Consider the following 22,371-nt stretch of genomic DNA (forward strand, 5'->3'; position numbering starts at 1 on the left):
GCAGGTTGATCGCTCATGTGGCCATGAAGTAGGAACGAAGGCTCATCATGATCCGCTTTGCTTCAGCGGTGAATTCGTTCGAGTTCCAACGGGACGAGAGCGGACGAATGCTGACTGTCACTGACCAGTAATTGTCAGTGCAGGAATTCTTGCGGATCGCGTGCGGGTCTTCTGTTTGACTGTAAGGCTTGATCGCGATTCTGACTTCCATTGGTTTCTTGCGGAAGTTCCCTTGGAGGGGAGGCTCAAACCATTTCTGCCCGAGTCGAACACGGAGAGTCGTTTCGGAGACATCGAGGATTTGAGCCCGATGGTCCAGAATGAATCCACAGGCTTTCAAAATAAGAGTTCCCCCGATACTCATAGACGTGAATGAATCGGTTAACTTCTCTTGAGCAGTTGCTGAATTGAAGCCAAAAAAGCCCATTGTGTTCCCCAGACAGTCGATGTGATGCAATGAGCAAGGAGAACAAAGCGGAATCTGTGCCTAGATATCGTTGAGAAAAGAATGTCGTCGTGTTGCGGTGTTGCAACATGTTTTTGGGAAAAGGTTTGTGGTTTTCTTGAGGGCTTGTGGGTGTTCGGGAAGTGCGATTGTTGGGGCTCTGTCGCGGCGTGAGTGTTTCAAGTTCAAAACGCATTGCGATGCAAAAAAGAATCGCTTCAAGGTTGATGAGAAATGAATACTCGGATTGTCATCGAAGATCTGCGGCAACGAATCCAAGCGGAATTCCCCGCGTTGTTATTGCAGACCTACGAAGAGCAGCGATGGGAAGATGAGATTGCCGAACTGGCATTCGAGCTGGATCGAGGTCTTGTCTGCTGGTCTTCAATATCGGGAGCCATGCCGCCTCTGGGAGCTGATATCGAATCAAGCAATCCGGTCGAATTTCTCAAGCAGATTCGGGACTACCCTGCGAATCACCTCTTCCTGCTGAAAGATCTGCATCCCTACTTGAATGAGCCTGAAGTGATTCGGGCGATGCGTGAATGCCTGATGGCCTTATCCGGTCAACAGAAGACGCTCTTATTGATGTCCCCTGTGAAGGAGGTGCCGATCGAACTCGTCAAAGATCTGACGGTGATTGAGTTGCCTCTTCCGGGGGACACCGAAATCCGGGATGAACTGCTCACAGTGTTGGCAATTCAATCAGAACAAGTGCAGCGTCGGTTCGAACCTCAACAGATCGACAGGATGGTGCAAGCAGTTCTCGGGTTAACTGTCGGCGAAGCCCGGAAAGCATTTTTGAAGGCGTTTCTGAAGTTCGACGTCGGAACAGACCAGATCCTGCCGTTGTTGGTCGCGGAGAAGCGGCATTTGATTCAAGGATCCAATCTGCTGGAGTTCTTCGATCTGGAAGAAGATGTTGCTGACATTGGTGGACTCGATGGGTTGAAAGAGTGGATTGAGCAGCGGGCCTCTGCGTTTACAGCAGATGCTCAGGCACGTGGAATCTCCACTCCAAGAGGGGTCTTGCTCGCGGGGGTTCAGGGATGCGGCAAGAGTTTGAGCGCACGAGCCATCGCGATGACTCTCGGGTTTCCACTGGTTCGACTCGACGTCGGTTCGCTGCTGGAATCGGCGCGGGGAAGTTCAGAACAAAACTTGCGAGATGTTCTCAAGCTGATGGACCACGTTGCTCCAGCCATTCTTTGGCTTGAAGAAATCGATAAGGCCTTTGGCGGTTACGATGCGGAATCCGGAAGCGATGCTACGATGTCGCGCATCGTCGGTCGATTCCTGACTTGGTTGCAGGAACACACATCGCCAGTTTTTGTCGTGGCAACGGCAAACAATATTTCAGCGCTTCCCGCGGAATTGCTGCGTCGCGGTCGGTTCGACGAAATTTTCTTTGTCGATCTTCCTAACTATCAGGAGCGATGTGAGATTTATCGCATTCATCTCCAGAAGCGTGGGTGGAAACCAGAGAAATTTGCAATCGAGGATCTCGCTGAGCAAAGCAGTGGTTACAGCGGGGCAGAGATCGAACAGGTTGTGAATTCCGCGATTATTGAGTCGTTCGCTGCCAATCGGTTGATGAGTCAAAAGGATCTTGATGATGCCCGCGAGAGAACGGTTCCGCTCTCGGTCACGATGGAAGATGAAATCTTCCATCTTCGGGAATGGGCACGCTCGCGATGCCGGTCCGCGACCACGGAGTTCCGGGTGATGGAGGTGATGGAAGAAGAAGAACGTCGCGGTGAAATTGAACTGCCACGAGGAACGGCGCAGCCGAAGTGGCGAGAACTTGCGGAACATGGACAGATAGCAGCTGCCGTGATTGAACACGTCCGCCTGTATGATCACGTTCAGTGGGGAAAACTAATCTCCGATTTCGCCCCGCTCGTCGATTTGAAGGGGGAGTACGGTTTAGTGTTGAGAGCCGATCCAAAAGCGGTGATCTGCGTTCGAATCAGTAAAGAGCTTGCGGACATCTTTTGCGACTACGTTGATGGGCGTCGTCTCTACTTGAATCCAGTTGCTCTTTCTGAAACGGACGTTGCAGATCGTCCCACGATCGAACCGATCGATACCCTCCCCGAAGAGAGACTCACTAAACCCGCGTGGTTTCCGACGAAGATTCGCCTCCTTCCGCCTGCATCAGGAAGTGGAAAACTCGCTCGCGTAGCCAGGATCAAAATGGGTCGATAAGTGAAGCGTCGGTTGACTTGATTGACGATGTTCACAAGAAAGAATCAATCAGCTCTCAGTTGGCAGTCAGACTGCAATCCGGGATAGTGCTCGCATGAACTCCCCAGACCTTTCTTCGTTGCCAATTCAAGAAGTCCTTCCTCATTTGTTGGAGGTTCTCTCTACGCGATCCTCTGTCGTGTTACGCGCACCAACGGGGGCCGGGAAAACAACGCGGGTGCCGCCAGCAATCCTCCGGTCGGGGCTCGCTGGTGACGGTCAGATCGTCATGCTGGAACCCCGTCGGATTGCTGCCCGCGCTGCTGCAGTGCGAATGGCGCAGGAGATGGAGGTGGGCGTCGGGAGAGAAGTTGGCTATAGCGTTCGTTTCGATTCGAAAGCGAGCGACGCCACTCGAATTCTGGTGGTCACTGAGGGAGTGCTGTTACGTCGACTCCAGTTAGATTCTTTTCTGGACGGTGTGAGTGTCGTTGTCTTCGACGAATTTCACGAGCGCAATCTGGCGAGTGATCTTGCGCTCGGAATGGTTCGGCGGATTCAACAGACGGTACGACCGGATCTGAAGATTGTTGTCATGTCCGCTACGCTGGATCCGGTCCCGATCGCAGCCTGGCTGGGAGCTGAATCGGCTGTCGTCGAGAGTCAGGGGCGATCATTTCCTGTTGACGTTCTCTACCAGAAATTTCGTGATCCTCGTCATCCATTGGAGTTGGTGACAGCCGGGGTCGAGCAGATTTTTCATGGGACAACGGGACATTTGCTGGTCTTTCTGCCCGGTGTCGGCGAAATCCATCGGGCAATGCGCGATCTGGAAGAGTTTTCCCGTCGACATCAAACCCCGCTCTTACCGCTGTATGGAGACCTTCCGCCCGAGGAACAGGATGCGGTTCTGAACTCGACTGGAGGCCGGAAGATCATTCTCGCAACAAACGTCGCGGAGACGTCGGTCACGATTCCGGGGGTGACCGCTGTTGTGGATACCGGTGTCGCCAAGGTGATGCGGTTCGATCCGGTTGCAGGTTTGGATCGACTGGTTCTGGAGCCGATTTCTCAGGCATCGGCAGACCAGCGTGCGGGACGAGCAGGGCGGACTCAGCCCGGTGTCTGTCTGCGGTTGTGGGACGAGAAATCTCATCGGCTACGGTCAGCCCAGACAGATCCTGAGATCAAACGAGTAGACCTCGCGGGCCCTGTCTTGCAGTTACTCAGTTGGGGCGAAAGAGACGTTCAGGGATTTCCCTGGTTGGAATCGCCACCCGTGGAAGCGGTCGAACAGGCGCTGCTCTTGCTGCGTCGTTTGGGGGGGATTGATGAAGCAGGCGAAGTGACGCCGTTGGGGTATCAACTGGTGCAGTTGCCTGTTCATCCACGTATTGCTCGCATGCTGATTGCAGGGCACCAAGAGGGAGTCACACGCCGCGCAGCATGGCTGGCAGCACTGTTGGAGGAACGTGATCCATTCTTTCGGCCTCGCAGCGGTGGACATTCTGGCGGCGCTCCACGAACAGTTTCATCTCATCATTCTCAATCTGATGTGCTGGACCGACTCGCTGCACTTGAAGAAGCGGAGCGGGGAGGAAGCAGTGAATTCCCATGGGGTGTCCTCAATCGGGGTGCCGCCCGACAAATTGGACGCGTGCGTGACCAACTTCTGCAGTACCTGAAAGATCTGAAGCTCCCCACCGGAACCGGAGCATCTACTTCAGATGACGAAGTTTTGTCGCGAGCGTTGGTGGCAGCTTTTCCTGATCGGGTTGCCAAGAGGAGATCTCCGGGAAGCGACAAAGGACTCATGGTCGGGGGACGTGGCATCAAATTGGCACCGCAATCATCGGTGCGCTCTGGGGAACTGTTGCTGTGTGTGGATGTCGATGCTGGAAAGACGGATGCCCTTGTTCGTCAGGCGTCGCTCATTCAACCAGAATGGCTGCCGTCTGAATCGTTAAGAACCCAGACTGATCTTTTCTTTCATCCGACGCAAAAGCAGGTTGTGGCTCGCAGGCGCGAGTACTTCGATGATCTGGTGTTGGCGGAATCACCAGTCTCTCTTCCTGATGGAGACGGACCTGCGATCGTTCTATTTGACGAAGCCAGTCGAGCTTGGGATCAGGTGTTCCCGGTGCAGGACCCGGCAATTCAAGGCTATCTTCAACGCATTCAGGCACTGTCCAGCTGGATGCCTGAACTGGAACTCCCCGCATTTGAGGAAGAAGATCGCCTCGCAATTTTGAGACGGCTGTGCGCCAGTTGTCGGTCATTTTCAGATTTGAAGAAAGCAGACTGGCTCAGCGAACTAAAAATCAATCTCTCATGGAATCAGCAGCAATCAATCGACAAAGAAGCGCCTGAAGCTCTTCGAGTTCCCAGTGGAAGTATGATTCGGTTGGAATATGAACCCGGACGGTCTCCTGTGATGGCTGTGCGAATTCAGGAACTCTTCGGGATGGCAGAGACACCGCGGATTGCTGGGGGGCGAGTTCGCGTGTTACTGCATCTGCTTGCTCCCAATCGACAACCTCAGCAAGTGACAGAAGATCTCGCAAGTTTCTGGGCGAACACATATCCGACAGTTCGCAAGGAAATGGCTCGTCGATACCCGCGACATCCCTGGCCAGAGAACCCGCTGACTGCTCCTGCTATCCGCAAATGAGATGAGCGTTCAAGATTTTCGAGTGCGGTGTTGGTTGAGTCTCTGACTGATTGTGAATCCGATGTTCCAGCACGCTCCGCACAGAAAACCGAGTCCGAATCCGAGAATGTGAGCTTCCGAACTGACATTGGGTGTCTGTGAATCGAAAATAAATTGGATGACAACAATTGTCAGCAGCACAAGGAATTGTCGCAGCGCTTCCGTATTTCGACCTGTGATCAAATTGAAGACTGCCTGGACGAGCAGTCCCCCGAGCAGTCCCATGACTCCCCCTGAAGCTCCGACAAGAATTGTCGGATAATCCAGGTTCGCAGCGATGAAGTAGGGAGCGAATCCGACCGCCCCGATAGCAGAAATCAGGTAGGTCAGCAGGAAGAGCCACGGACCCCAGAAGCGTTCGATGCTTGCGCCTAATGCGATGAGACCCAGCAGGTTCATGGTGAGGTGGATCGGGCCGAAGTGGAGAAATGCAGCGGCGATGACTCTCCACCATGCCTGATCACCTGCTTCGGCCGGGATGATCATTGCTCCCATGCGGGCGAGGTTTTCAATGTCATCGCTGCCGCCGGGGATTTCGCACAGAAAGACTCCGACGAGCAGCAGAGCAACCCCCCACGTGGCCCAGATTTTCCGCTGATTGCTGAAACTGATGATTCCATTCTGAATATCGAATTCAGCCTGTTGCCTCATACGTTCAAGTTGCTGGACTTCCTCATCGATTAAAGGAACTTCTGCCAAGGTCGGCAGTGGATAGCTCAGACGGCGATTTCCTGCCTCTGAGATGTGCCCTAGGTTATGAGCCTGCAACGCGTGGAAGTCGCGTTCGGCTTCCTCCTTGTCTCCTTTGACGAACAGCGCAGTCGCCATCCAGAAACGCTTTAGTTCTGCAGGGAGGTTGCGAAGTGGACTCGTCAAGATTTGTGCAGCGAGTAAATCGTCACCACTGAATGCAGCGATTTTTACTCTCAGATAACGCTCCGCTTCGACAGGAGAATTCTGGAAACGATTCTGAATGACTGCATATTCCCGGAGCATTTCGGATCGCTGTCCAGATTCTCCGAGCGATTGAATGTACGTGTCGAACAGGCCGATGTCGTTGATGATTTCCGGGTGATGACGATTAGCCCGGTACCAGTTGATGTACGGAATCCAGCTTCTCTCCATTCGGGTCCGCATTCCGTAAAGAATGCGACCAATCTGGGATGAAAGTGGAATGGGACTTTGCAGCAATTCGCTGAATCGTTTGGTATCTCCTGCGTTCATGGCCTGCATTGCCTGCACCATTCTCGGGAGATACTTCACATCGCGGTCAAAGCGAATGAGGGTGAGAAGTCGAGCGACCCAGAGGGCACTGCGGAAGGAATGCTTCGACATCAGAGAATTGAGAAGCACCGTGCAGAGGGCAGGGAGCATCCCAAAGATGAAGAAGACGGCCCCGGAGAGATAGCCGGCACGATCAGGAATTATGAAGCACAACGTGATCAGGAGTACGAGGATTGCAACCGGGAGCCAGATACTCTTTGCCAGACTTCGAACCGTGACGAGTTGAAGTATCCCCACTCCGCATCCGGTAGCGACGGTCCAGATTAATAGGGAGTTCAGATCCATTCAGTGACGTCGCAGAGATTCCCCGGAAACGGCCGGTGTTTTGAGGTGAGGAACGGAAAAATAAAAAGGAGGTCGCAGTTCGTTTCTTCTGCGCCCTCCTTGTCTCACGGTAACGTTAAAAGCTGCTTCTGAGTGGCTGCAAGATCAGATGGTGTGTGATCTGCGGATTCCTCAGGAGATTGTGGCTGGAATTAGCCATGCAGGACTTTGTCGATGGTTTCTCTGAGAACCTGTCCTGATCGCTGCAGTGCTGCCAGTTCTTTCGGCCACAGATCGATTTCGACGTGCGACAGTGCCCCTTTTCGCCCGACGACGGTTGGGACGCTGATGCTGACATCATGCAATCCGTAGGCGCCGTTCTGAAGTGACGACACCGGGAGAATGCGACGCTGATCCAGCGCGATGGAGTGAATGACGTCCGCAATCGAAATTCCGACGGCGAATCCTGCTCCACCCTTTTTCTTGATGACTTCTGCTCCAGAACCGCGAGTGCGTTTTTCAACGTCTGCGATCAGTTGAGGAGTCACGCCAGGGAATTTTTCGAGTGGCAGACCCGCGATCTGGGCGTTGGACCAAGCGGGAACCATGCTATCCCCGTGTTCCCCGAAGATGGTGACCTGCACCTGACTCGCAGGGACATCCACCTGATGTGCCAGCAAGCTGCGAAGGCGAGTGGTGTCGAGAACGGTGCCGAGTCCGATAATCTGCTGCGGAGGAAGATCGAGTTCCTGAGCAGCCAGGTATGTCAGCACGTCGACTGGGTTCGAAACAACAAATACGATGGTTTCTTTTTTGTATCCGACACGTTTGAGGTCACCCAGGAGTGAGCGGAACAATGCAACATTGCGATTGATCAGATCGAGACGGCTTTCGTCTGGCTTGCGGCGAAGACCGGCAGTGATGCAGACCACGTCAGCACCTTCAGATGCTTCTGGTCCACCGAAAGTGATCTTCTGGTCTGCGATCAGCGAGGCGCCATGCAGAAGATCAAGAGCCTGGCCTTCGACCAGTTCCTGATTGACGTCGACAAGAGCGATCTCGCGAACCACTCGACCAAATTGAAGGGCAGATGCGGCACATGAGCCAACCAGTCCACCGCCGCCGATAATCGAGACCTTCATGAATACTTCCTGCTGGGCAATTGTAAGCTCAATGCTTGAAGGAGCTTGGAGTTATTGTACGTTTCTTGATGAAAGACTGAGATGTCAAATTGTCAATCAAGTGGACGTATCGACAAGTTTTACACAAGTCTCGAAAATTCTCCCAGAGAGTGGCAGATCTGGATCTGAATTGGGAAAGAAATTCAGATTGTCGAGTTTGACTTCAGCTATTCCCTGTTTATGATAAAAGGCGCTCAACGTGCTCGCAATTCCTCCCGCGGGCGAATCGAGTGTCGACTGACCGGCAAGGACCGGAGCGCCACTCGTCTGCAATCTGACCCGTGCACCTCCTTCTTCCGTCAATCCCAGTCGTCTTACGACCGTTTTGATCGTTATGTTTGAAGGATGCGTTATGCTTGGTTTCGGGTTCACTGAAGTCATGATTCTGGCAGTGATTGTGCTGTTGCTGTTTGGAAACCGCCTCCCTGGTTTGCTTAAATCACTCGGACAAAGTTTGCCTGCATTCAAAAAAGGTCTGGCTGACGAGTCGTAGCCAGTTTGGAAATATCAATCAGCTATCCAGACGTCGAATCGTGACGTCCTTGAAAACTCCAGCCTGATAGAGGTGTATTATGTTCGGTATTGGCCCTCCAGAAATGATCATTGTGGGGATCATCGCGTTGCTGCTGTTTGGAAAGCGGCTTCCTGAAGTTGCCCGCAGCATGGGAAAAGGAATCGTCGAATTCAAAAAGGGTATGGCTGGGATTGAGGACGAAGTCAATAACGCCACACGACAAACGTCGACATCCGCTTCCAGTAGTTCACGTCCTGCTGTTGAGAATGATGATCAGCAATGGAAGGCTCCACGGTTTGAGCCACCTGCTTCAGAGCCAGTTGACGAGAAGAAAAGTGAAGCAACAGTCTGATTGGCTTTCGAAATCGGCCCTGAGCTGGTGACTGCTGAGCAGGTTTTATGAATGTTGAACAGGGAGCCGGATCGTTTGTCCGGCTCCCTGTTTTGATGTTGTCGTTTGAGACCTGCGATAGAATTGGAGCTGCTTCACTCAACTTCTGTGGGACTAAAGAAGGCTGAGTAATGGCTGCCTGATCTTTTGGAAGTCTTGCGATTTGAGCGAGACCGTTTTCCAGCTGTTGGAACGGGTCCGCATGAACTGTGCGTACTCACTCGCCCAGACCCCGTAGAACGCATAGCGACGACCGCGGAAATCCCAAGTGACCTCGTGCTGATCTCCATCCTTCAGCGATGCAAGTTCGTAGGCAAAAACTAACAGACCCTTGAAGTTCTCTCCAAAGACCTGTTCCCACTTCATGAGGCTGCTGACGTCCTCGACTGTGGTCCAGTTCTCCCAGCATCGACTTCCCGAGAGTGTGCGTCTCCCCTTCACATCGATCAGCAGATTTGAAGTGCTTTGGGAATAAACGACGAAGTCCATCGATTTCAGTGAGCCATTCTGAAAGAGGGGGCGACGTGTTTCATTCACTGAGACATAGGGGCGTTGCAGAAGCCGCAGGAGTTTCTCGAAAGCCATGTCGTAATGATTGTTTTGCTTTGCCATGAGTTGGAGCGTGACGCCGCGACGAATCCAGAGTCCCTCAATGAAAACGGCACCGCATGTGAGTGACGGTGCCGTTTAGAAGATCAAATTCTGTATTATTTGGCAAGTTCGGCCTTGATTTGGCTGACGATCGTCTCGTCGTCAGGCTCAACTCCAGTGCCAAAGCGGCCGACGATTTCTCCATTCTTGCCGATCAGGAACTTTTCGAAGTTCCATTTCACTTTGCCTGCGAACTTTGGGTCTGTTTTCTCTGAGGTGAGGTGTTGGTAAAGCGGCGAAGCATTCGGCCCGTTTACGTCGATCTTTTCGAACATCGGGAAGGAGACTCGGTACTTGGTTTCACAGAACGTCTGAATTTCCTTGGCATCTCCGGGCTCTTGTGCTCCGAACTGATTGCACGGAAACCCGAGGACGACGAGTCCCTGATCCTTGTACTCTTCGTAGAGCTTTTGCAGGGGAGCATACTGAGGTGTTGCACCGCATTCGCTTGCGACGTTTACGATCAACAGGACTTTCCCTTCGTACTCGGAGAGTGCGACAGGTTTACCTGCGAGAGAATTCACTTTGTGATTCAACACTGCTGGGGTTTCCTTGTCGGCAGCACTGCAGAACGAGGTGAGTGAGACAGTCAGAGTGAGGGCTGTCAGCAGTTGGCGAACGGATGTCATGGAGGGTTCCTTCTCGGAGTGGCCGGGCGATGTCAATCGGAATGCGGGACTCTGGTGAGCGTCCATCTCAGTCAGTTTACAGTGATGCCACGTGCGCAGAGCCTCTCCATGATTCAACCATCAATGCTGATGGATCGCAATGATGCGGGATGAGATTATGGTGTTTCACGAGTCTGCAGGAACAACGCCTTCTTCTCGCCGGGCAGTGTGAAATCGAACCCGCAGTTTTTGAAGAAGTCGTCGGAGGAGGTGATGACCATCACTTCGAAGATGTTTCGTGATGCAGCCAGTTCGACACAGGCCCGTGTGAGCTGCTTACCGATTCCACGGCCCTGCAAACTCGATTTGACGCAGAGTGAGCGGATCTCAGCCAGCTTGCGGGAATACACTTCAAGTGCTGCAAAACCGACGATCTTCTCGTCCAGAACAGCGACGAACGCTGTTGGCATCAGGAGTGTCATTTCGTCGAGTGTTCTGGGAAGAATGCGTTTTGCCTCGACAAACGCTTCCAGAAATTCCAGCACATCGTCAGCGTCGTCGGCCTGAGCCGCTCGTACTGTAATGTTGAGCGTGGAGGTTGCGACAGAGGAGGATTCAGGGTGTGCCAACTTGGGCTTACCTTCCGTATCAGGTTTTCATGGCGAGAGTCGGGTGACAGAATGCTGATACCGCACACCGAAGTGTGCGGTATCAGAAAAAAGCAGCTGGACAGACGGAAAGCTTACGCTTCATCCGGGTCATCATACTCGGAGAGTCCACCAAAGTCGTCTTCAAATTCGTCGCTGTCGTCGTCTTTTGAGTCCTCCTCGTCTGGACGGGGAGCCCGGCGGAACACAGCGACGACGTCGTCTACCGGAACAACGAATAACACATTGTTAGGCTCCAGGTCGACGGGGATGGCATTCTTCGGATGGAATAGTACTTTGTCATATTTGGCGACAGGAAATTCATCGTCGTTTTCCACTTCGACGCTGACTTCCACAACTCGACCGGTAATGGTTGGGATCTCGGACTGATCCGGAAGAAGAATCCCCCCCTTGGTCTGCTGGCGACTTTGGTCCTTTCGGATCAGGATTCGCGGTCCCAGTGGTTCTACAAATTCGTCCATGGCAAGTCCCCCTCTATTGAAGGGTCAAAGATTCGGTTGCAACGTTGCCATTATATCCCGGTGCCTGATGCGAGACGAGATAAATGTTCAGCAGTCGCTGAAACCTGAGCAGGATAGTGAGAACCGGACCGAATTCAACAGCTTTAGGTTCACAATTCGCGCCGACGCCATCACCTTCCCGATTTAGGGATTGGAAAGAAGCTCCTCTTTCTCAAAAAGGGAGCTTCTGACCTGTTCAGGTGTGATTCTCATTCCCCTGGATCGGTTTGGTGGACGTTTGATTAGTACCCTGGGGTGAGGTCGTAGACAGTGGTCTGCATGTACTGCTCACCGGGACGCAAAATCGTCGTCGGGAAGTTCGGGTGATTGACGGAGTCAGGGTTGTGTTGGGTTTCGAGGCAGACAGCGCTTCGCTTGATGTACGTCTTGCCGTCCTTTCCTTCAATTCCGCTCAGGTGGTTTCCTGTGTAAAGCTGAACTGATGTCTCTGTTGAGCTAATTTTCAGAACGCGTCTGCTGACAGGATCCACCAGTCGGGCGACAGGGCGAACTTCGCCAGCTTTGCCGTTCACCACGAAGTTGTGGTCGTATCCCATCGCTGGGGTGTTATCCAGATCGTCGATGTGTTCGCTCAGAAGAATTTCGTCGCGGAAGTCGAGAGGTGTCCCTGCGACGGGAGCCAATTCGCCCGTTGGGATCAATGTGTCATCTGTCGGTGTGTACTGATCTGCGTGCAGTTGTAACTTGTGATTCAGGACTGTGTCGGCACCTTCACCCTGCAGGTTGAAATAGGAGTGGTTTGTGAGATTGATCGGTGTCGCTTTGTCGGTGGTTGCGTGGTAGCTGATTGTCAGGCTGTTATTTTTGTGGGGAAGGAGAAACGTGACGGTGCACTTCAAATTGCCGGGGTATCCCTCCTCACCATCGACGCTCAGGTAGCGAAAGACAACTGCGTTGTATTTCTCTGATTCAACCGCTTCGCCCGTCCAGACCACCTTGTCGAAATTTCGGCTCACTCCACCATGCAAATGGTTCGGCCCATTGTTCACTGCGAGTTTGTACTCTTTCCCATCGAGAGTGAATTTCCCTTGGGCGATTCGATTACAGACTCGGCCGGTTGTGCACCCGAAGAACGGGTTGTTTTCCGATTCGTATCCAGCGAGATTGTCGAAGCCCAGAACGACATCGGCTCTGTTTCCTTCTGGATCTGGAACGATCAGTTTGACGATCGTCGCGCCCCGCGACATCAATTGCACTTCCATGCCAGTGTCGTTTTTAAGCGTGAACAGCGTCACCTCTTCGCCGTTGGTGGTTTTGCCGAATGACGATTCGGTGATTGAGCCTGCCCAGCCCACGGAAGCCTGCAAACCTAACAGGAGAGAGACACACAAGGTCCACTTAAAGAATGATGTGAAACGCATCACGACTCCTGCATTGCGGTGTGATTGGCTGTTGTCAGAGAGGTTCCCTGATCATTTCAGCTTTTGAATAGATGATTATCAACGACCACGACAGGGCCAGCAAGTGACGCGTCAGGAAGTTTGTTTCGCGGTGTATCGTTTGACGACTTGACTGGAGAACTTTTGGCAGGCTCGACGCACGACGGTGAGTAGAAATTGACTTTCCAACGACAGCAGAGTGAGGAGTGCTGTGATGACCGTGGCGGCAATAAGCCACCTGCGCTGTTCTGCCGATTCGTCAATCGCAAGCAGCAACGAAACCCATTTGGCTGGCTCCGGCTTGGTACGACCCGCTTCGAGTGATGGGCGAAGTGAGTCGTAATGCAGTTCATGGGCGACGGGAATCTGCTTCGACCCAGTTGTTTGAAGTTGGAGTTCCGCCCCAATGACGCGGTTCAGAAAATCCTTGTCTGTGCGTAAAGACTCGGCGACAAGTTTGAGGTGTGCGGTCTCTCTCTGAAGATCAGCCAGCGCGTTCGCATTGTTCCAGAATCGGTCCTGAAGCTGTTCCTGTTCGAGTAGTCGAGGAGTGATCGTGAGTATTAAAACCAGCAGCGACGTCGTCGCCAGTCCTCCCCAGAAAATGATTGAATTGAGCGTTCGGGCGAGAGTCAATCGGAATGGGTGTTGATTGGAATTGATCATGAGATTGCCGTCGCGCAGAGTCAGCAAAAGTGTTCTCAACCCCAATGAAGAAGGCCTCGCAATCACGAGGCCTTGATCGATTCATCGATTCGGATGAGCCGCGGCCAATCTCACTGTACAGAGAAATTCGCGGTCGTCACTGATCGTACTTCAGGTCAACTTGGACCTGTTAGTTCTGTGCGGTCGCTGGCGACTCCGGAAGCTTCTGGCTGCTGCTGTTTTCTGAGAGGGCTTTCGCCAGATCCTGATTCTCTATTAGCGTCGCCCTGAGTTCGGTGTATTTCTCGGCAAGGATCACTCGTAGGTGGTCTACGATCAGCAATGTGTCGTCGCGAACTTCTTCGGCCAGCGTCAATGTTGCGATCAAGCCGTCTTTGACATCCGGAAGGGCAGTTTCGGGAGCGTCGGGATTTCCGTTCAGTTCCGCGAGACGCTGATCGAGTGTCGCTTGGGCAGCGATGACCAGCTTCTTCTGGACCTCAAGTTGCTGGAGCGAGTCTGCCAAAGAGGCTTCGGCAATTCGTTCCTGTCCTTCGAGATCTGCAATGCTCACGAGGAGGTCGCCGGGAAGGGTTGCTCGGGCGTGATAAAGGCCACTTGGCCAGGTTCCAATTTCATTCTGGAAAGGAGCTCTGGCGAGTCTTGCGACTGTATGGTTTGGTCGAATGCTGCCGATGGTAAACTCACCAAGGTACTGTGATTGACCTTGCCCGTCAGCGAAAACAAAGATGGCAGGATCGGTCGTGGCATCCGCTGCACGCTGAGGCAGGCCAGAGCTAGCCCCGACTCCCAGTTCCACGATACCAGCGTTTCCGGGTTGCACGATTGAATTTGTCGCATTCCAGACGTCGCCCCAAGCTTGCACCAGGGCTTGACGTTGCTCTTCCAAGGCTCGCACGCGTTTTTCAGCATCTGCGATCTGGACGAGCCCTTTTTCGACGCGGCTCTGGCGATCGGCGACATCCTTCAGCCACTTGTGGCGGACTTCGAGTGTCATTGTCGTCAACACGAGCGCTGCGGGAATCAGTGGGAACACGCACAGCCAGAGGAGCACCTTCCCCAGGATATGCATGATTTCTTTCCTTCTGATAGTACTGGTAAACGGAATGAGCGAACGCAAACAGTTGTTCTAAAGTCACGACCTCAGTGAGGATGAATCACCTGCCATCGTGTTGGGGGATCCCCGTGAAAGAGAGCACCCATTCATTGAATCGGCACACTGTCACCGAATTCAATAGTCTGTTGCAAAACGATCGGATGTAGCGGTTTGCGCGAAAGTTTGAACGAAACCCTGTGATTTAGAAGTTGCGCAAAATGGCTGGAGATCGACGCATCTAGAAATCGTAAACCGCTATTGATGGAGCGGTCAAGCAGGAGGTTTGGATTTCTGGGAAGCTCAGGGCGAGTGCGGGAGTCGTAGTGATTGTGTGGGGTTTTTGGTTGATTGGTCAACGAAAAACGCCCATTTCCTGAGAGGAATGGGCGTTGAGTCACTCACGAAATCTATTTGCGAGCGATGCTGCTCAGTCGGAAGTGACCGAACAGGGTTTCGCCATCTCGGACGATGTAGAACTTCAGCGGTCCGAGCGTGTTCAATTGGGGGTGTGAGAGAACGTAATCGATGTTCTCGTTGCTCACGGTTTCCCAGAGGTGCAGACCGACCAGAACGTCACCTTCGCGAATTCCATTTGCCTCAGCTAGCCCTGACTGGCGGACTCCTGTGACTCGCATTCCACCGTGATATGGCTGACCGGGGACGCTGTAGCCTTCAGTTGCCTTTTCCAGTTTCAGTCCGAGAACATCCCAGCACTTTTCACTCACTGACTGGCGTGTCGGGGTGGACACTGGTCGGGCAGTTGTTGTGGTAGTCGTCGACGTGTTGTTATTTGCCAGAAGCTGCTGTTGCCCAGGTTGGCGTCGTGCACTTGAGAGCTCGGCCAGTCTGAATGGAATTTCCTGAGTGGACCCGTCACGAATCACTTTGATGGGGATGTCCGATCCAGCTGAGCGACCAAACAGCGACCGTTCAAAGTCGGCACCGTCGACAATCTGGACATTTCCTGCCTGTGTGATGACGTCGCCCGGTTTCAGACCAGCCGAGTTCGCTGGTGAATCTGGACGAATGCTTTCCACAACCAGTCGGCGTTCTGTTCCACTCTTGATGTCGGTTGTTGTGACACCGTGGTAAGTCAGATTGTGGCGTTCAATGTTCAAGAGTCGAGCGACGACTTTTCGAGCCGAGTCGATCGGAATCGCGAATCCAATTCTCTGTGCCCCAGCACGAATTGCGACGTTGATGCCGATGACTTCCCCGTCAGCATTCAGAAGCGGGCCGCCGCTGTTGCCGGGATTAATCGCAGCATCGATCTGAATCAGATTGGTGTACGATTGTTCTTCATTGACTTCGACGTCGCGGGACCGATGGCTGATAATTCCGCGGGTTACTGATGATTCGTACCCGTAAGCATTTCCAATCGCGATGACATCTTCAGCGAGCATCAAATCGGATGAAGTGCCAAAGTTGGCGACGATCAGCGGTTCACGTGGATCAATGCGGATGATTGCAAGATCTTCACGGGAGTCGTAAGCGAGGACCCGGGCTTCGTATTCACTTCCCTGATAGGTTGTGACGCGAAGGCGTTCGACGTCTTGAACGACGTGATAATTTGTGACGATATAGCCACGTTCGTCGATGACGATTCCAGTTCCCATTCCGTTGATTTTGGTTGCTTTTCCAGCTGAAAAAACAACGTCCATCGACTTCTGTCGCTTCTCTGTATGGATGTTTACAGAAGAGCGTTCAGCGCGGGCAACGATTCTTGTTATGTCTGTATTGCGTTGTGAGCCACTTGCAAGCGCGATTTGCTCCGCTTGAATCAAGCGGGGAAAAAGCACAAGCAGCATGGCCAAGCAAATTCCAGCAAGGCAGCATCGCTTCGTCATCTGCAGGCCTGTTCCTGTTGCGAACCGAGGCATCAAAGGCGAGGTCCATTCGCCGGACGGTATCAGGAGGTCACTCCGTGTTTCTCCACAGCCCCAACATCGGACAGGTCGTTGAATCTGCTTGAAATGCCCGATGGAACGGCGAAAAAGTTACCCATTTTACTATGTGTGGGTGGGTAATTTGTGATGCCGGAAATTTTGCGATGCAAAAAAAAGATCAGTCAGGGGCGAAGTTCGCCTCAAGAGACGCTATACCAGATACGCCGACCACTCCAGTTTTCACGGCAATTGAGTCCGTTCCGGATGTCCTCTGGAAGAATTTTGTAGAGCTTTTTGATGAACCGCCTTGAAAAAATTGAAGAACGACTCAAAGTCGATCCTGACGATATTTTTTTGAATTATTCCTACGCAATGGAACTGTCGAAGGGGATTGATGTTGAGGCGACGCGGGCTGCTTTTTCGAAGGTGAGGCAGCTCGATTCGAATTACGTCTCGGCATATTTCCAGGAAGGGCAGTTTCTGGCAGGGCAGGAACTCCTGAACGAAGCACGGGAAATTCTCCGGGAAGGCATTACTGTTGCCAAGCGAATTGGAGACGGACATGCGCTGGGTGAGATAACCGAGTTCCTCGATAACCTGTAGTCCTGGAGCCGGCTCCCGAAGTTGTCGATTGAGGTTCGAATGCGGCTACTCGTGACGGGGTTTCCACCCTTTGCCAATCGTCCCGTGAATCCATCCCAGACGCTGGTTCAGGACGTCTTGGCGGGCAAAGTGCAATTTCCAGCCGGGATCACAGTGAAAGCTGCGCTGCTCCCGGTCGATTACGATGCGATCGAATCGCGGTTCGTCGAGTTGGTGGAGGAATTCCGCCCAGACGTCTGGTTGGCATTCGGTGTCGGGCGGAACACAATTCCGATTCAACTCGAAACCGTAGGCCATAACTGTGACGACGCATCAATTCCGGATAATGCTGGCGTCCTCAGGCAAAATCAGCTGATTCGGGACGATGGACCAGAGTTATATCGAGTCAAGCACTCGGTAGATTCCTTGCTGAGTTCGTTGCAGTCGGAGAATGTAGAATCCGGGATCAGCGATGATGCTGGGCGGTACTTGTGCAATCACCTTTTTTATTACGCGCTCAACTACCTCGAACGCGCGGGGATAGATTGCCGGTTCCAATTCATCCATCTGGCTCCGGCAGAAACCGGCATCCCGGGGGAATTGTACTCATTGGGACTTCAAATCATGGCAAAGTGGTTTCAGAATGACGGGAATGCAACTGAGGCCGAATGTGCAGGCTGATGGGAACACTCCTCCTGAGTTGGAATTGAGCAACGATGTCCGCTTCTGATACTGCTCGTTACTGGATGGGATTTGATTTGGGTGGCACCAAGATGCTGACCCAGATCTATGACGAGCAATGGAATGTCGTTGCGAAAGAACGGAAACGCCTGCATCCGGGGACCGGAGCAAAGGGAGGAGTTGATCGGATTATCGAAACGATCAACGAGGCCCTCAAAAAAGCGGGGCTGACGTATGAAGACCTGAAAGGGCTGGGCATTGGGTGTCCCGGTCCGATCGATATGGATCAGGGATTGCTGCTGGATCTCCCAAATCTCGGGTGGCAGGCGGTTCCACTCAAGGAGCGTCTGGAGTCTGCGATCGGTCGCCCCGTCGCTGTGCTGAACGATGTCGACGCTGGTGTCTACGCAGAGTACCGACAGGGTGCTGGAAAAGACTGCCGGTGCGTGATCGGGATCTTCGCCGGGACGGGGATTGGCGGAGGGTGCGTGTATAAAGGTGAAATCCTGCGGGGCGGGCGAAACTCCTGCTTTGAGATTGGCCATATGCAAGTGATGTCGAATGGCCCTCGATGTGGCTGTGGACAACGTGGATGTCTGGAGTCGGTCTCGAGCCGGCTTGCAATTGCAGCTCAGTGCGCCCGGGCAGCTTACCGAGGAGACGCGCCACATTTGCTTGAAAAAGCAGGGACGGATATCGCTGAGATTCGAAGCGGTGTTTTGAAGAGTGCTTTGGAAGCGAATGACAAAGCGGTTGACGATGTTATTAAAGAAGCGGCGCGGTACATCGGAATTGCAGTGGGGAGTGTGGTCAATCTCATCTCTCCTGACACAGTCATTCTCGGCGGAGGACTCGTGGAAGCGATGCCGGATTTGTTCGTCAGCCAGGTCTTCAAGGCGGCGAATAAACGAGTCATGCCTGCCTACAAAGATTCGTTCAAGGTCGTGCCCGCTGCACTGAAAGATGATGCCGGTGTGTTGGGGGCGGCTCTATGGGCCGAGTACGCCATCAGCGGGAAGTGATCTTCACACACTTCCGCTCCTGTTGAGTCGATGGCGCAGTGGATATGGTGCTGGCGGCGCACAGATCGTTTTGTTCGGTCAATCTCTGCTGTCAACTGGTGGTCATCAGAATGAAGATGGAAATCCGCTCGGGCGATCGCCGATAGGGTTTTCGCTTCTTGAAAAGGTCGATCATCACTTTTCTGACTTTCGATTGATTATCGTTTACCCGTGCGGAGAGTGTTGCGACTACTCTTCAGGGAGTCATTAGTTGGCCAGCTTTAGCAGCGTTGGGCAAATCCCAGGACTCTGGAAATACCGAAGAGTTTCCGCGTGAAGTGACTGGAGAGATCGAGCAAAAAAAGTCTCCTGAACTCGCATTGCGAGCTGAGGAGACTCTCATGACAATGACATCAACTATTGAAGCAAGTCGACCAGAGATCTTTCGTGTGGGAAATTCCTGGACTTGCAGGAGATACGCTCCTCTACTTCACGACAAAGTTGACCATCTTCTTCGGAACGCAAATCACCTTGACGATTGTCTTCCCCTCAAGTTGCGATTGAACCTGTGGGTCCGCCTCAGCCAGTTTTTGAAGCTGCGCTGAGTCGGCTGTCACTGGGACGTTAATCTTTGCTCGAAGCTTCCCGTTGACCTGCACTGGAATTTCGACCTCGGATTCCACCAGTTTCGATTCGTCATATTGCGGCCAAGGGGCGTAGGTCAGTGAGGTCTTTTCGCCGAGAAGCTCCCAAAGTTCTTCCGCGAGGTGAGGTGCAAATGGGGCCAACAACAGGGCAAACTGTTTCAGGCAGCTGACAGGTCGGTCAGTTTGGTTGGTGAAGAAATTGGTAAACTCCATCATACGGCTGATCGCAGTGTTGAAAGAGAGTTTTTCGATATCTTCTGTGACAGCTTTGATTGTGCGATGCAGCACCCGCTCCTGTTCAGAAGTCGGCGGGATATCCTTGAGTGCCGAAGAGAGTTTCAATTCGTCTTCGAGGTCATCCACAACCAGTCGCCAGACGCGACCGAGGAATCGGTAAACACCGTCGACGCCGCTCATGCTCCAGGGCTTCGTCTGTTCCAGCGGTCCCATGAACATTTCATAGAGGCGGAGTGAATCGGCCCCGTATTCATTCACAACATCGTCCGGGTTGATCACGTTGCCGCGAGACTTGGACATCTTGAATGTGCGGGTTTCGACGACGACTTCTGGTTTCTCCTTGAGGACCAGATCGCTTCCCTTCTTCTCGACGAGTTCAGGTGAAACCCGAACAGATACAACAGCGTCACCCGTCCGCGTGTCTTTGTCCTCTTTCACAAACTTCGCGGAGATGAAGTCCTCGAGCGCGATCGATGCCGGGTCAATCTTGCCTTCGCTGTCACCCTCAGCTCCTGCAGGCGCTTTGACATAGCTGGTGATCTCAGCTTCACCGAGAATCATTCCCTGATTCACAAGTCGCTGGAATGGCTCGGAAGAGGAGACATGACCACGGTCGAACAGCACCTTATGCCAGAAGCGGGAGTACAGCAGATGCAACACTGCATGCTCGGCCCCGCCGATATAGAGGTCGACTGGAAGCCAGTATTTTTCCAGTTCCGGATCAATGAACTGATTCGGGTTTTTGTTGTCACAGAAGCGAATGTAATACCAGCAGCTTCCAGCCCATTGAGGCATGCTGTTGGTTTCCCGCTTCAGGCGAACTCCATCTTCGGCGGTCTTGTATAACCACGATTCCGGAGCCCATGAAAGGGGTGGTTCCGGAGTTCCTTTGGGTTTGAAATCATCCATGTCTGGCAGTGTGACGGGGAGTTCTTCCACTGCGACTGGGCGGACCTTGCCCGTTGGATTTCCAGCGTCGTCGAGTTCATGCCAGATCGGGAATGGCTCGCCCCAGTAGCGCTGACGAGAAAACAACCAGTCTCGCAAACGGAAGTTGACTGCCTCTTTTGCAATACCACGGGTGTGCAGGTCAGCGGTGATTTGGGCTTTGAAAACAGCTGTTGCCAGACCGTTGTAATCGCCAGAATTGACGGCAGTCCCCAAGTCGGTGAATGGTCGATCCTGAACTGATTCGTTGTCCGCACCTGATGTGACGACTTGAATGATGGGGATCTCGAATTGTTTTGCGAATTCCCAGTCGCGTTCGTCATGCGCCGGGACGGCCATAATCGCCCCCGTTCCGTAGCTGATGAGAACATAATCAGCAGCCCAGATCGGAATCCGGTTTCCGTTGACCGGATTGTAAGCGAACGCGCCGGTGAAGACGCCTGTTTTCTCTTTGGCGAGATCAGTTCGATCCAGATCGCTCTTGAGGGACGCTTTGCGGCGATACTCTTCAACCGCAGTTTTCTGCTCAGGCGTCGTGATCTGATCGATGATCGAATGTTCCGGAGCAACGACCATGTAAGTCGCCCCGTAAAGTGTATCAGGTCGAGTTGTATAGACTCGCAAAACGTCTGCTTCAGGAGCAGCGGGAAAGCCCCCTGTCTTTCGCTTGAGGCTCCAGTTCTCAAACGCAGTTGAATCGCTCTGATCTGGTGTGGCAACGAGGAAGTCGACTTCTGCTCCAACGCTCCGACCGATCCAGTTTCGCTGCAGCGATTTGACCGATTCGGGCCAGTCGAGTTCTTCCAGTTCGGAAATGAGGCGGTCGCCATAGGTCGTGATGCGCAGCATCCACTGACGGAGGTTCCGTCGTTCAACCGGGAAGTTTCCTCGATCGCTCTTGCCGTCGGCGGTCACTTCTTCGTTCGCCAGAACTGTTCCCAAAGCAGGGCACCAGTTCACGGGAGCATCAGACTGGTAAGCAAGACGGTGATCGTCCTGGTACTTCCGAACAGCTTCGCTTCCTTGAGCCTCGATGTCCCCTGGAATTGGCAATTCTGCGATCGGACGACCTTTTCCGACGCGCTCGATGCCATCTGGTCCGGTCCACTTCATTTCTGGATCGAACCAGGTATCGAACAGCTGCAAGAAGATCCACTGGGTCCACCGGTAGTAATCTTCGTCGGTTGTCGAGAGCTCGCGGGACCAGTCGTAGCTGAACCCGAGCATTTTCAACTGGCGACGGAAATTGTCGATGTTTTCGTACGTCGTGACGCGCGGGTGGGTCCCGGTGTTGATCGCGTGCTGCTCGGCTGGAAGTCCGAATGCGTCCCAGCCCATGGGGTGCAGCACATGCTTGCCTTGCATACGGCCTGCACGACAGATGATATCGGTCGCAGTGTAGCCTTCGGGATGACCGACGTGCAGACCCGCTCCCGATGGGTAAGGGAACATGTCCAGAACGTAGAGTTTCCCTTTTGCATCGGCTTGCGGAGCATTGGAAGTGACGAACGTTTGCTGTTCTTCCCAGTGGTCCTGCCATTTCTTTTCAATTCGTTTGGCGTCGTAACGTGGCATGGGAGTATCGCAAATCTCTCTAGCCCCTGTATTCAGGGGGGCGAATCGGGGCAAAATCTTCGTTCAAACACTGTCTCAATCACCGCCGGAACGTCCAGCAGACACGAGATGCGCTCAAGAAAAGCGAAATGTTTGTGAAGTCTGCAGTTTACGGCGAGTTGTTTCCCCTTGCCATCGTGAAGGGGGCCTCAGGGGAACGATGCAAAATTCGAATAGGGGAGAGACAGGGGGGCGTGATATGATTCTGGG

The 22,371-nt window shown here is 53.1% G+C and carries 19 protein-coding genes; 7 read left to right on the top strand and 12 right to left on the bottom strand.

What is annotated here, in order from left to right; all coding sequences use genetic code 11:
• Nucleotides 1-13: 13 nt before the first annotated feature.
• A complete protein-coding gene (locus SH668x_RS05360; RefSeq protein WP_437187666.1) occupies nt 14-340 on the bottom strand; it encodes a hypothetical protein in 327 nt (108 codons plus the stop codon).
• Between the two features lie 339 nt (nt 341-679).
• Here SH668x_RS05360 and SH668x_RS05365 point away from each other — a divergent pair, with 339 nt between their 5' ends.
• Together SH668x_RS05365 and hrpB are read left to right on the top strand one after the other, a co-directional pair.
• A complete protein-coding gene (locus tag SH668x_RS05365; RefSeq protein WP_437187667.1) occupies nt 680-2,653 on the top strand; it encodes an AAA family ATPase in 1,974 nt (657 codons plus the stop codon).
• Between the two features lie 94 nt (nt 2,654-2,747).
• Nucleotides 2,748-5,303, top strand: a complete 2,556-nt coding sequence (gene hrpB, locus SH668x_RS05370) for an ATP-dependent helicase HrpB (RefSeq protein ID WP_437187668.1) — start codon at nt 2,748-2,750, stop codon at nt 5,301-5,303.
• 9 nt (nt 5,304-5,312) lie between these two features.
• Here hrpB and SH668x_RS05375 read toward each other — a convergent pair whose 3' ends face one another.
• Together SH668x_RS05375 and SH668x_RS05380 are read right to left on the bottom strand one after the other, a co-directional pair.
• The gene (locus SH668x_RS05375) at nt 5,313-6,911 is read right to left on the bottom strand and encodes a rhomboid family intramembrane serine protease (protein ID WP_437187669.1); all 1,599 of its coding nucleotides are present in this window, start codon (nt 6,909-6,911) and stop codon (nt 5,313-5,315) included.
• Between the two features lie 191 nt (nt 6,912-7,102).
• A complete protein-coding gene (locus SH668x_RS05380; RefSeq protein ID WP_437187670.1) occupies nt 7,103-8,032 on the bottom strand; it encodes a malate dehydrogenase in 930 nt (309 codons plus the stop codon).
• Nucleotides 8,033-8,423: 391 nt separating this feature from the next.
• On the opposite strand from SH668x_RS05380, the gene SH668x_RS05385 reads away from it, so the two are divergent.
• Together SH668x_RS05385 and SH668x_RS05390 are read left to right on the top strand one after the other, a co-directional pair.
• Nucleotides 8,424-8,564 carry a Sec-independent protein translocase subunit TatA/TatB gene (locus tag SH668x_RS05385; RefSeq protein ID WP_437187671.1) on the top strand — a complete coding sequence of 47 codons (141 nt, stop codon included), beginning with the start codon at nt 8,424-8,426 and terminating at the stop codon, nt 8,562-8,564.
• A 79-nt stretch (nt 8,565-8,643) separates the two neighbouring features.
• Nucleotides 8,644-8,937 carry a Sec-independent protein translocase subunit TatA/TatB gene (locus SH668x_RS05390; protein WP_437187672.1) on the top strand — a complete coding sequence of 98 codons (294 nt, stop codon included), beginning with the start codon at nt 8,644-8,646 and terminating at the stop codon, nt 8,935-8,937.
• Between the two features lie 153 nt (nt 8,938-9,090).
• Here SH668x_RS05390 and SH668x_RS05395 read toward each other — a convergent pair whose 3' ends face one another.
• From SH668x_RS05395 to SH668x_RS05430, 8 genes are all read right to left on the bottom strand, one after another.
• Entirely contained in the window at nt 9,091-9,588 is a 498-nt protein-coding gene (locus tag SH668x_RS05395) for an HYExAFE family protein (RefSeq protein WP_437187673.1), read from the bottom strand.
• A gap of 95 nt (nt 9,589-9,683) precedes the next feature.
• Nucleotides 9,684-10,256, bottom strand: a complete 573-nt coding sequence (locus SH668x_RS05400; RefSeq protein WP_437187674.1) for a glutathione peroxidase — start codon at nt 10,254-10,256, stop codon at nt 9,684-9,686.
• A gap of 155 nt (nt 10,257-10,411) precedes the next feature.
• On the bottom strand, nt 10,412-10,864 hold the full coding sequence (locus SH668x_RS05405) for a GNAT family N-acetyltransferase (protein WP_437187675.1): 453 nt from the start codon (nt 10,862-10,864) through the stop codon (nt 10,412-10,414).
• Nucleotides 10,865-10,977: 113 nt separating this feature from the next.
• Nucleotides 10,978-11,364 (bottom strand): co-chaperone GroES, encoded by a 387-nt coding sequence (locus SH668x_RS05410; RefSeq protein WP_437187676.1) that lies wholly within the window; start codon nt 11,362-11,364, stop codon nt 10,978-10,980.
• 281 nt (nt 11,365-11,645) lie between these two features.
• Nucleotides 11,646-12,785: an aldose epimerase family protein gene (locus SH668x_RS05415; protein ID WP_437187677.1), complete on the bottom strand. Its 1,140-nt coding sequence runs from the start codon at nt 12,783-12,785 to the stop codon at nt 11,646-11,648.
• A gap of 111 nt (nt 12,786-12,896) precedes the next feature.
• A complete protein-coding gene (locus SH668x_RS05420; protein WP_437187678.1) occupies nt 12,897-13,496 on the bottom strand; it encodes a hypothetical protein in 600 nt (199 codons plus the stop codon).
• 142 nt (nt 13,497-13,638) lie between these two features.
• Nucleotides 13,639-14,541 carry a hypothetical protein gene (locus SH668x_RS05425; protein ID WP_437187679.1) on the bottom strand — a complete coding sequence of 301 codons (903 nt, stop codon included), beginning with the start codon at nt 14,539-14,541 and terminating at the stop codon, nt 13,639-13,641.
• A 431-nt stretch (nt 14,542-14,972) separates the two neighbouring features.
• Nucleotides 14,973-16,445: a S1C family serine protease gene (locus SH668x_RS05430; protein ID WP_437187680.1), complete on the bottom strand. Its 1,473-nt coding sequence runs from the start codon at nt 16,443-16,445 to the stop codon at nt 14,973-14,975.
• Between the two features lie 303 nt (nt 16,446-16,748).
• Here SH668x_RS05430 and SH668x_RS05435 point away from each other — a divergent pair, with 303 nt between their 5' ends.
• Genes SH668x_RS05435 through SH668x_RS05445 form a run of 3 tightly spaced genes read left to right on the top strand, consistent with a single transcriptional unit; the run spans nt 16,749 to nt 18,736 of the window.
• Complete coding sequence (locus tag SH668x_RS05435; protein WP_437187681.1) at nt 16,749-17,054, top strand: hypothetical protein; 306 nt, start codon at nt 16,749-16,751, stop codon at nt 17,052-17,054.
• A 39-nt stretch (nt 17,055-17,093) separates the two neighbouring features.
• On the top strand, nt 17,094-17,714 hold the full coding sequence (locus SH668x_RS05440; protein ID WP_437187682.1) for a hypothetical protein: 621 nt from the start codon (nt 17,094-17,096) through the stop codon (nt 17,712-17,714).
• Nucleotides 17,715-17,749: 35 nt separating this feature from the next.
• Nucleotides 17,750-18,736: an ROK family protein gene (locus SH668x_RS05445; protein ID WP_437187683.1), complete on the top strand. Its 987-nt coding sequence runs from the start codon at nt 17,750-17,752 to the stop codon at nt 18,734-18,736.
• A 464-nt stretch (nt 18,737-19,200) separates the two neighbouring features.
• On the opposite strand, the gene leuS is transcribed toward SH668x_RS05445, so the two are convergent.
• The gene (gene leuS / locus SH668x_RS05450; RefSeq protein ID WP_437187684.1) at nt 19,201-22,122 is read right to left on the bottom strand and encodes a leucine--tRNA ligase; all 2,922 of its coding nucleotides are present in this window, start codon (nt 22,120-22,122) and stop codon (nt 19,201-19,203) included.
• Between the last annotated feature and the right edge of the window lie 249 nt (nt 22,123-22,371).

Origin of the sequence: Planctomicrobium mucosum, assembly GCF_051466335.1 — a bacterium.
Classification (GTDB): domain Bacteria; phylum Planctomycetota; class Planctomycetia; order Planctomycetales; family Planctomycetaceae; genus Planctomicrobium.

Bases quoted from the DNA above. Each gene is read 5' to 3' on its own strand.
- leuS (WP_437187684.1), bottom strand. From the start codon at position 22,122: ATGCCACGTTACGACGCCAAACGAATTGAAAAGAAATGGCAGGACCAC.
- SH668x_RS05400 (WP_437187674.1), bottom strand. From the start codon at position 10,256: ATGACATCCGTTCGCCAACTGCTGACAGCCCTCACTCTGACTGTCTCA.
- SH668x_RS05375 (WP_437187669.1), bottom strand. From the start codon at position 6,911: ATGGATCTGAACTCCCTATTAATCTGGACCGTCGCTACCGGATGCGGA.
- SH668x_RS05385 (WP_437187671.1), top strand. From the start codon at position 8,424: ATGCTTGGTTTCGGGTTCACTGAAGTCATGATTCTGGCAGTGATTGTG.
- SH668x_RS05445 (WP_437187683.1), top strand. From the start codon at position 17,750: ATGTCCGCTTCTGATACTGCTCGTTACTGGATGGGATTTGATTTGGGT.
- SH668x_RS05380 (WP_437187670.1), bottom strand. From the start codon at position 8,032: ATGAAGGTCTCGATTATCGGCGGCGGTGGACTGGTTGGCTCATGTGCC.
- SH668x_RS05365 (WP_437187667.1), top strand. From the start codon at position 680: ATGAATACTCGGATTGTCATCGAAGATCTGCGGCAACGAATCCAAGCG.
- SH668x_RS05425 (WP_437187679.1), bottom strand. From the start codon at position 14,541: ATGCATATCCTGGGGAAGGTGCTCCTCTGGCTGTGCGTGTTCCCACTG.
- SH668x_RS05430 (WP_437187680.1), bottom strand. From the start codon at position 16,445: ATGCCTCGGTTCGCAACAGGAACAGGCCTGCAGATGACGAAGCGATGC.
- SH668x_RS05395 (WP_437187673.1), bottom strand. From the start codon at position 9,588: ATGGCAAAGCAAAACAATCATTACGACATGGCTTTCGAGAAACTCCTG.
- SH668x_RS05435 (WP_437187681.1), top strand. From the start codon at position 16,749: ATGAACCGCCTTGAAAAAATTGAAGAACGACTCAAAGTCGATCCTGAC.
- hrpB (WP_437187668.1), top strand. From the start codon at position 2,748: ATGAACTCCCCAGACCTTTCTTCGTTGCCAATTCAAGAAGTCCTTCCT.
- SH668x_RS05440 (WP_437187682.1), top strand. From the start codon at position 17,094: ATGCGGCTACTCGTGACGGGGTTTCCACCCTTTGCCAATCGTCCCGTG.
- SH668x_RS05415 (WP_437187677.1), bottom strand. From the start codon at position 12,785: ATGCGTTTCACATCATTCTTTAAGTGGACCTTGTGTGTCTCTCTCCTG.
- SH668x_RS05390 (WP_437187672.1), top strand. From the start codon at position 8,644: ATGTTCGGTATTGGCCCTCCAGAAATGATCATTGTGGGGATCATCGCG.
- SH668x_RS05410 (WP_437187676.1), bottom strand. From the start codon at position 11,364: ATGGACGAATTTGTAGAACCACTGGGACCGCGAATCCTGATCCGAAAG.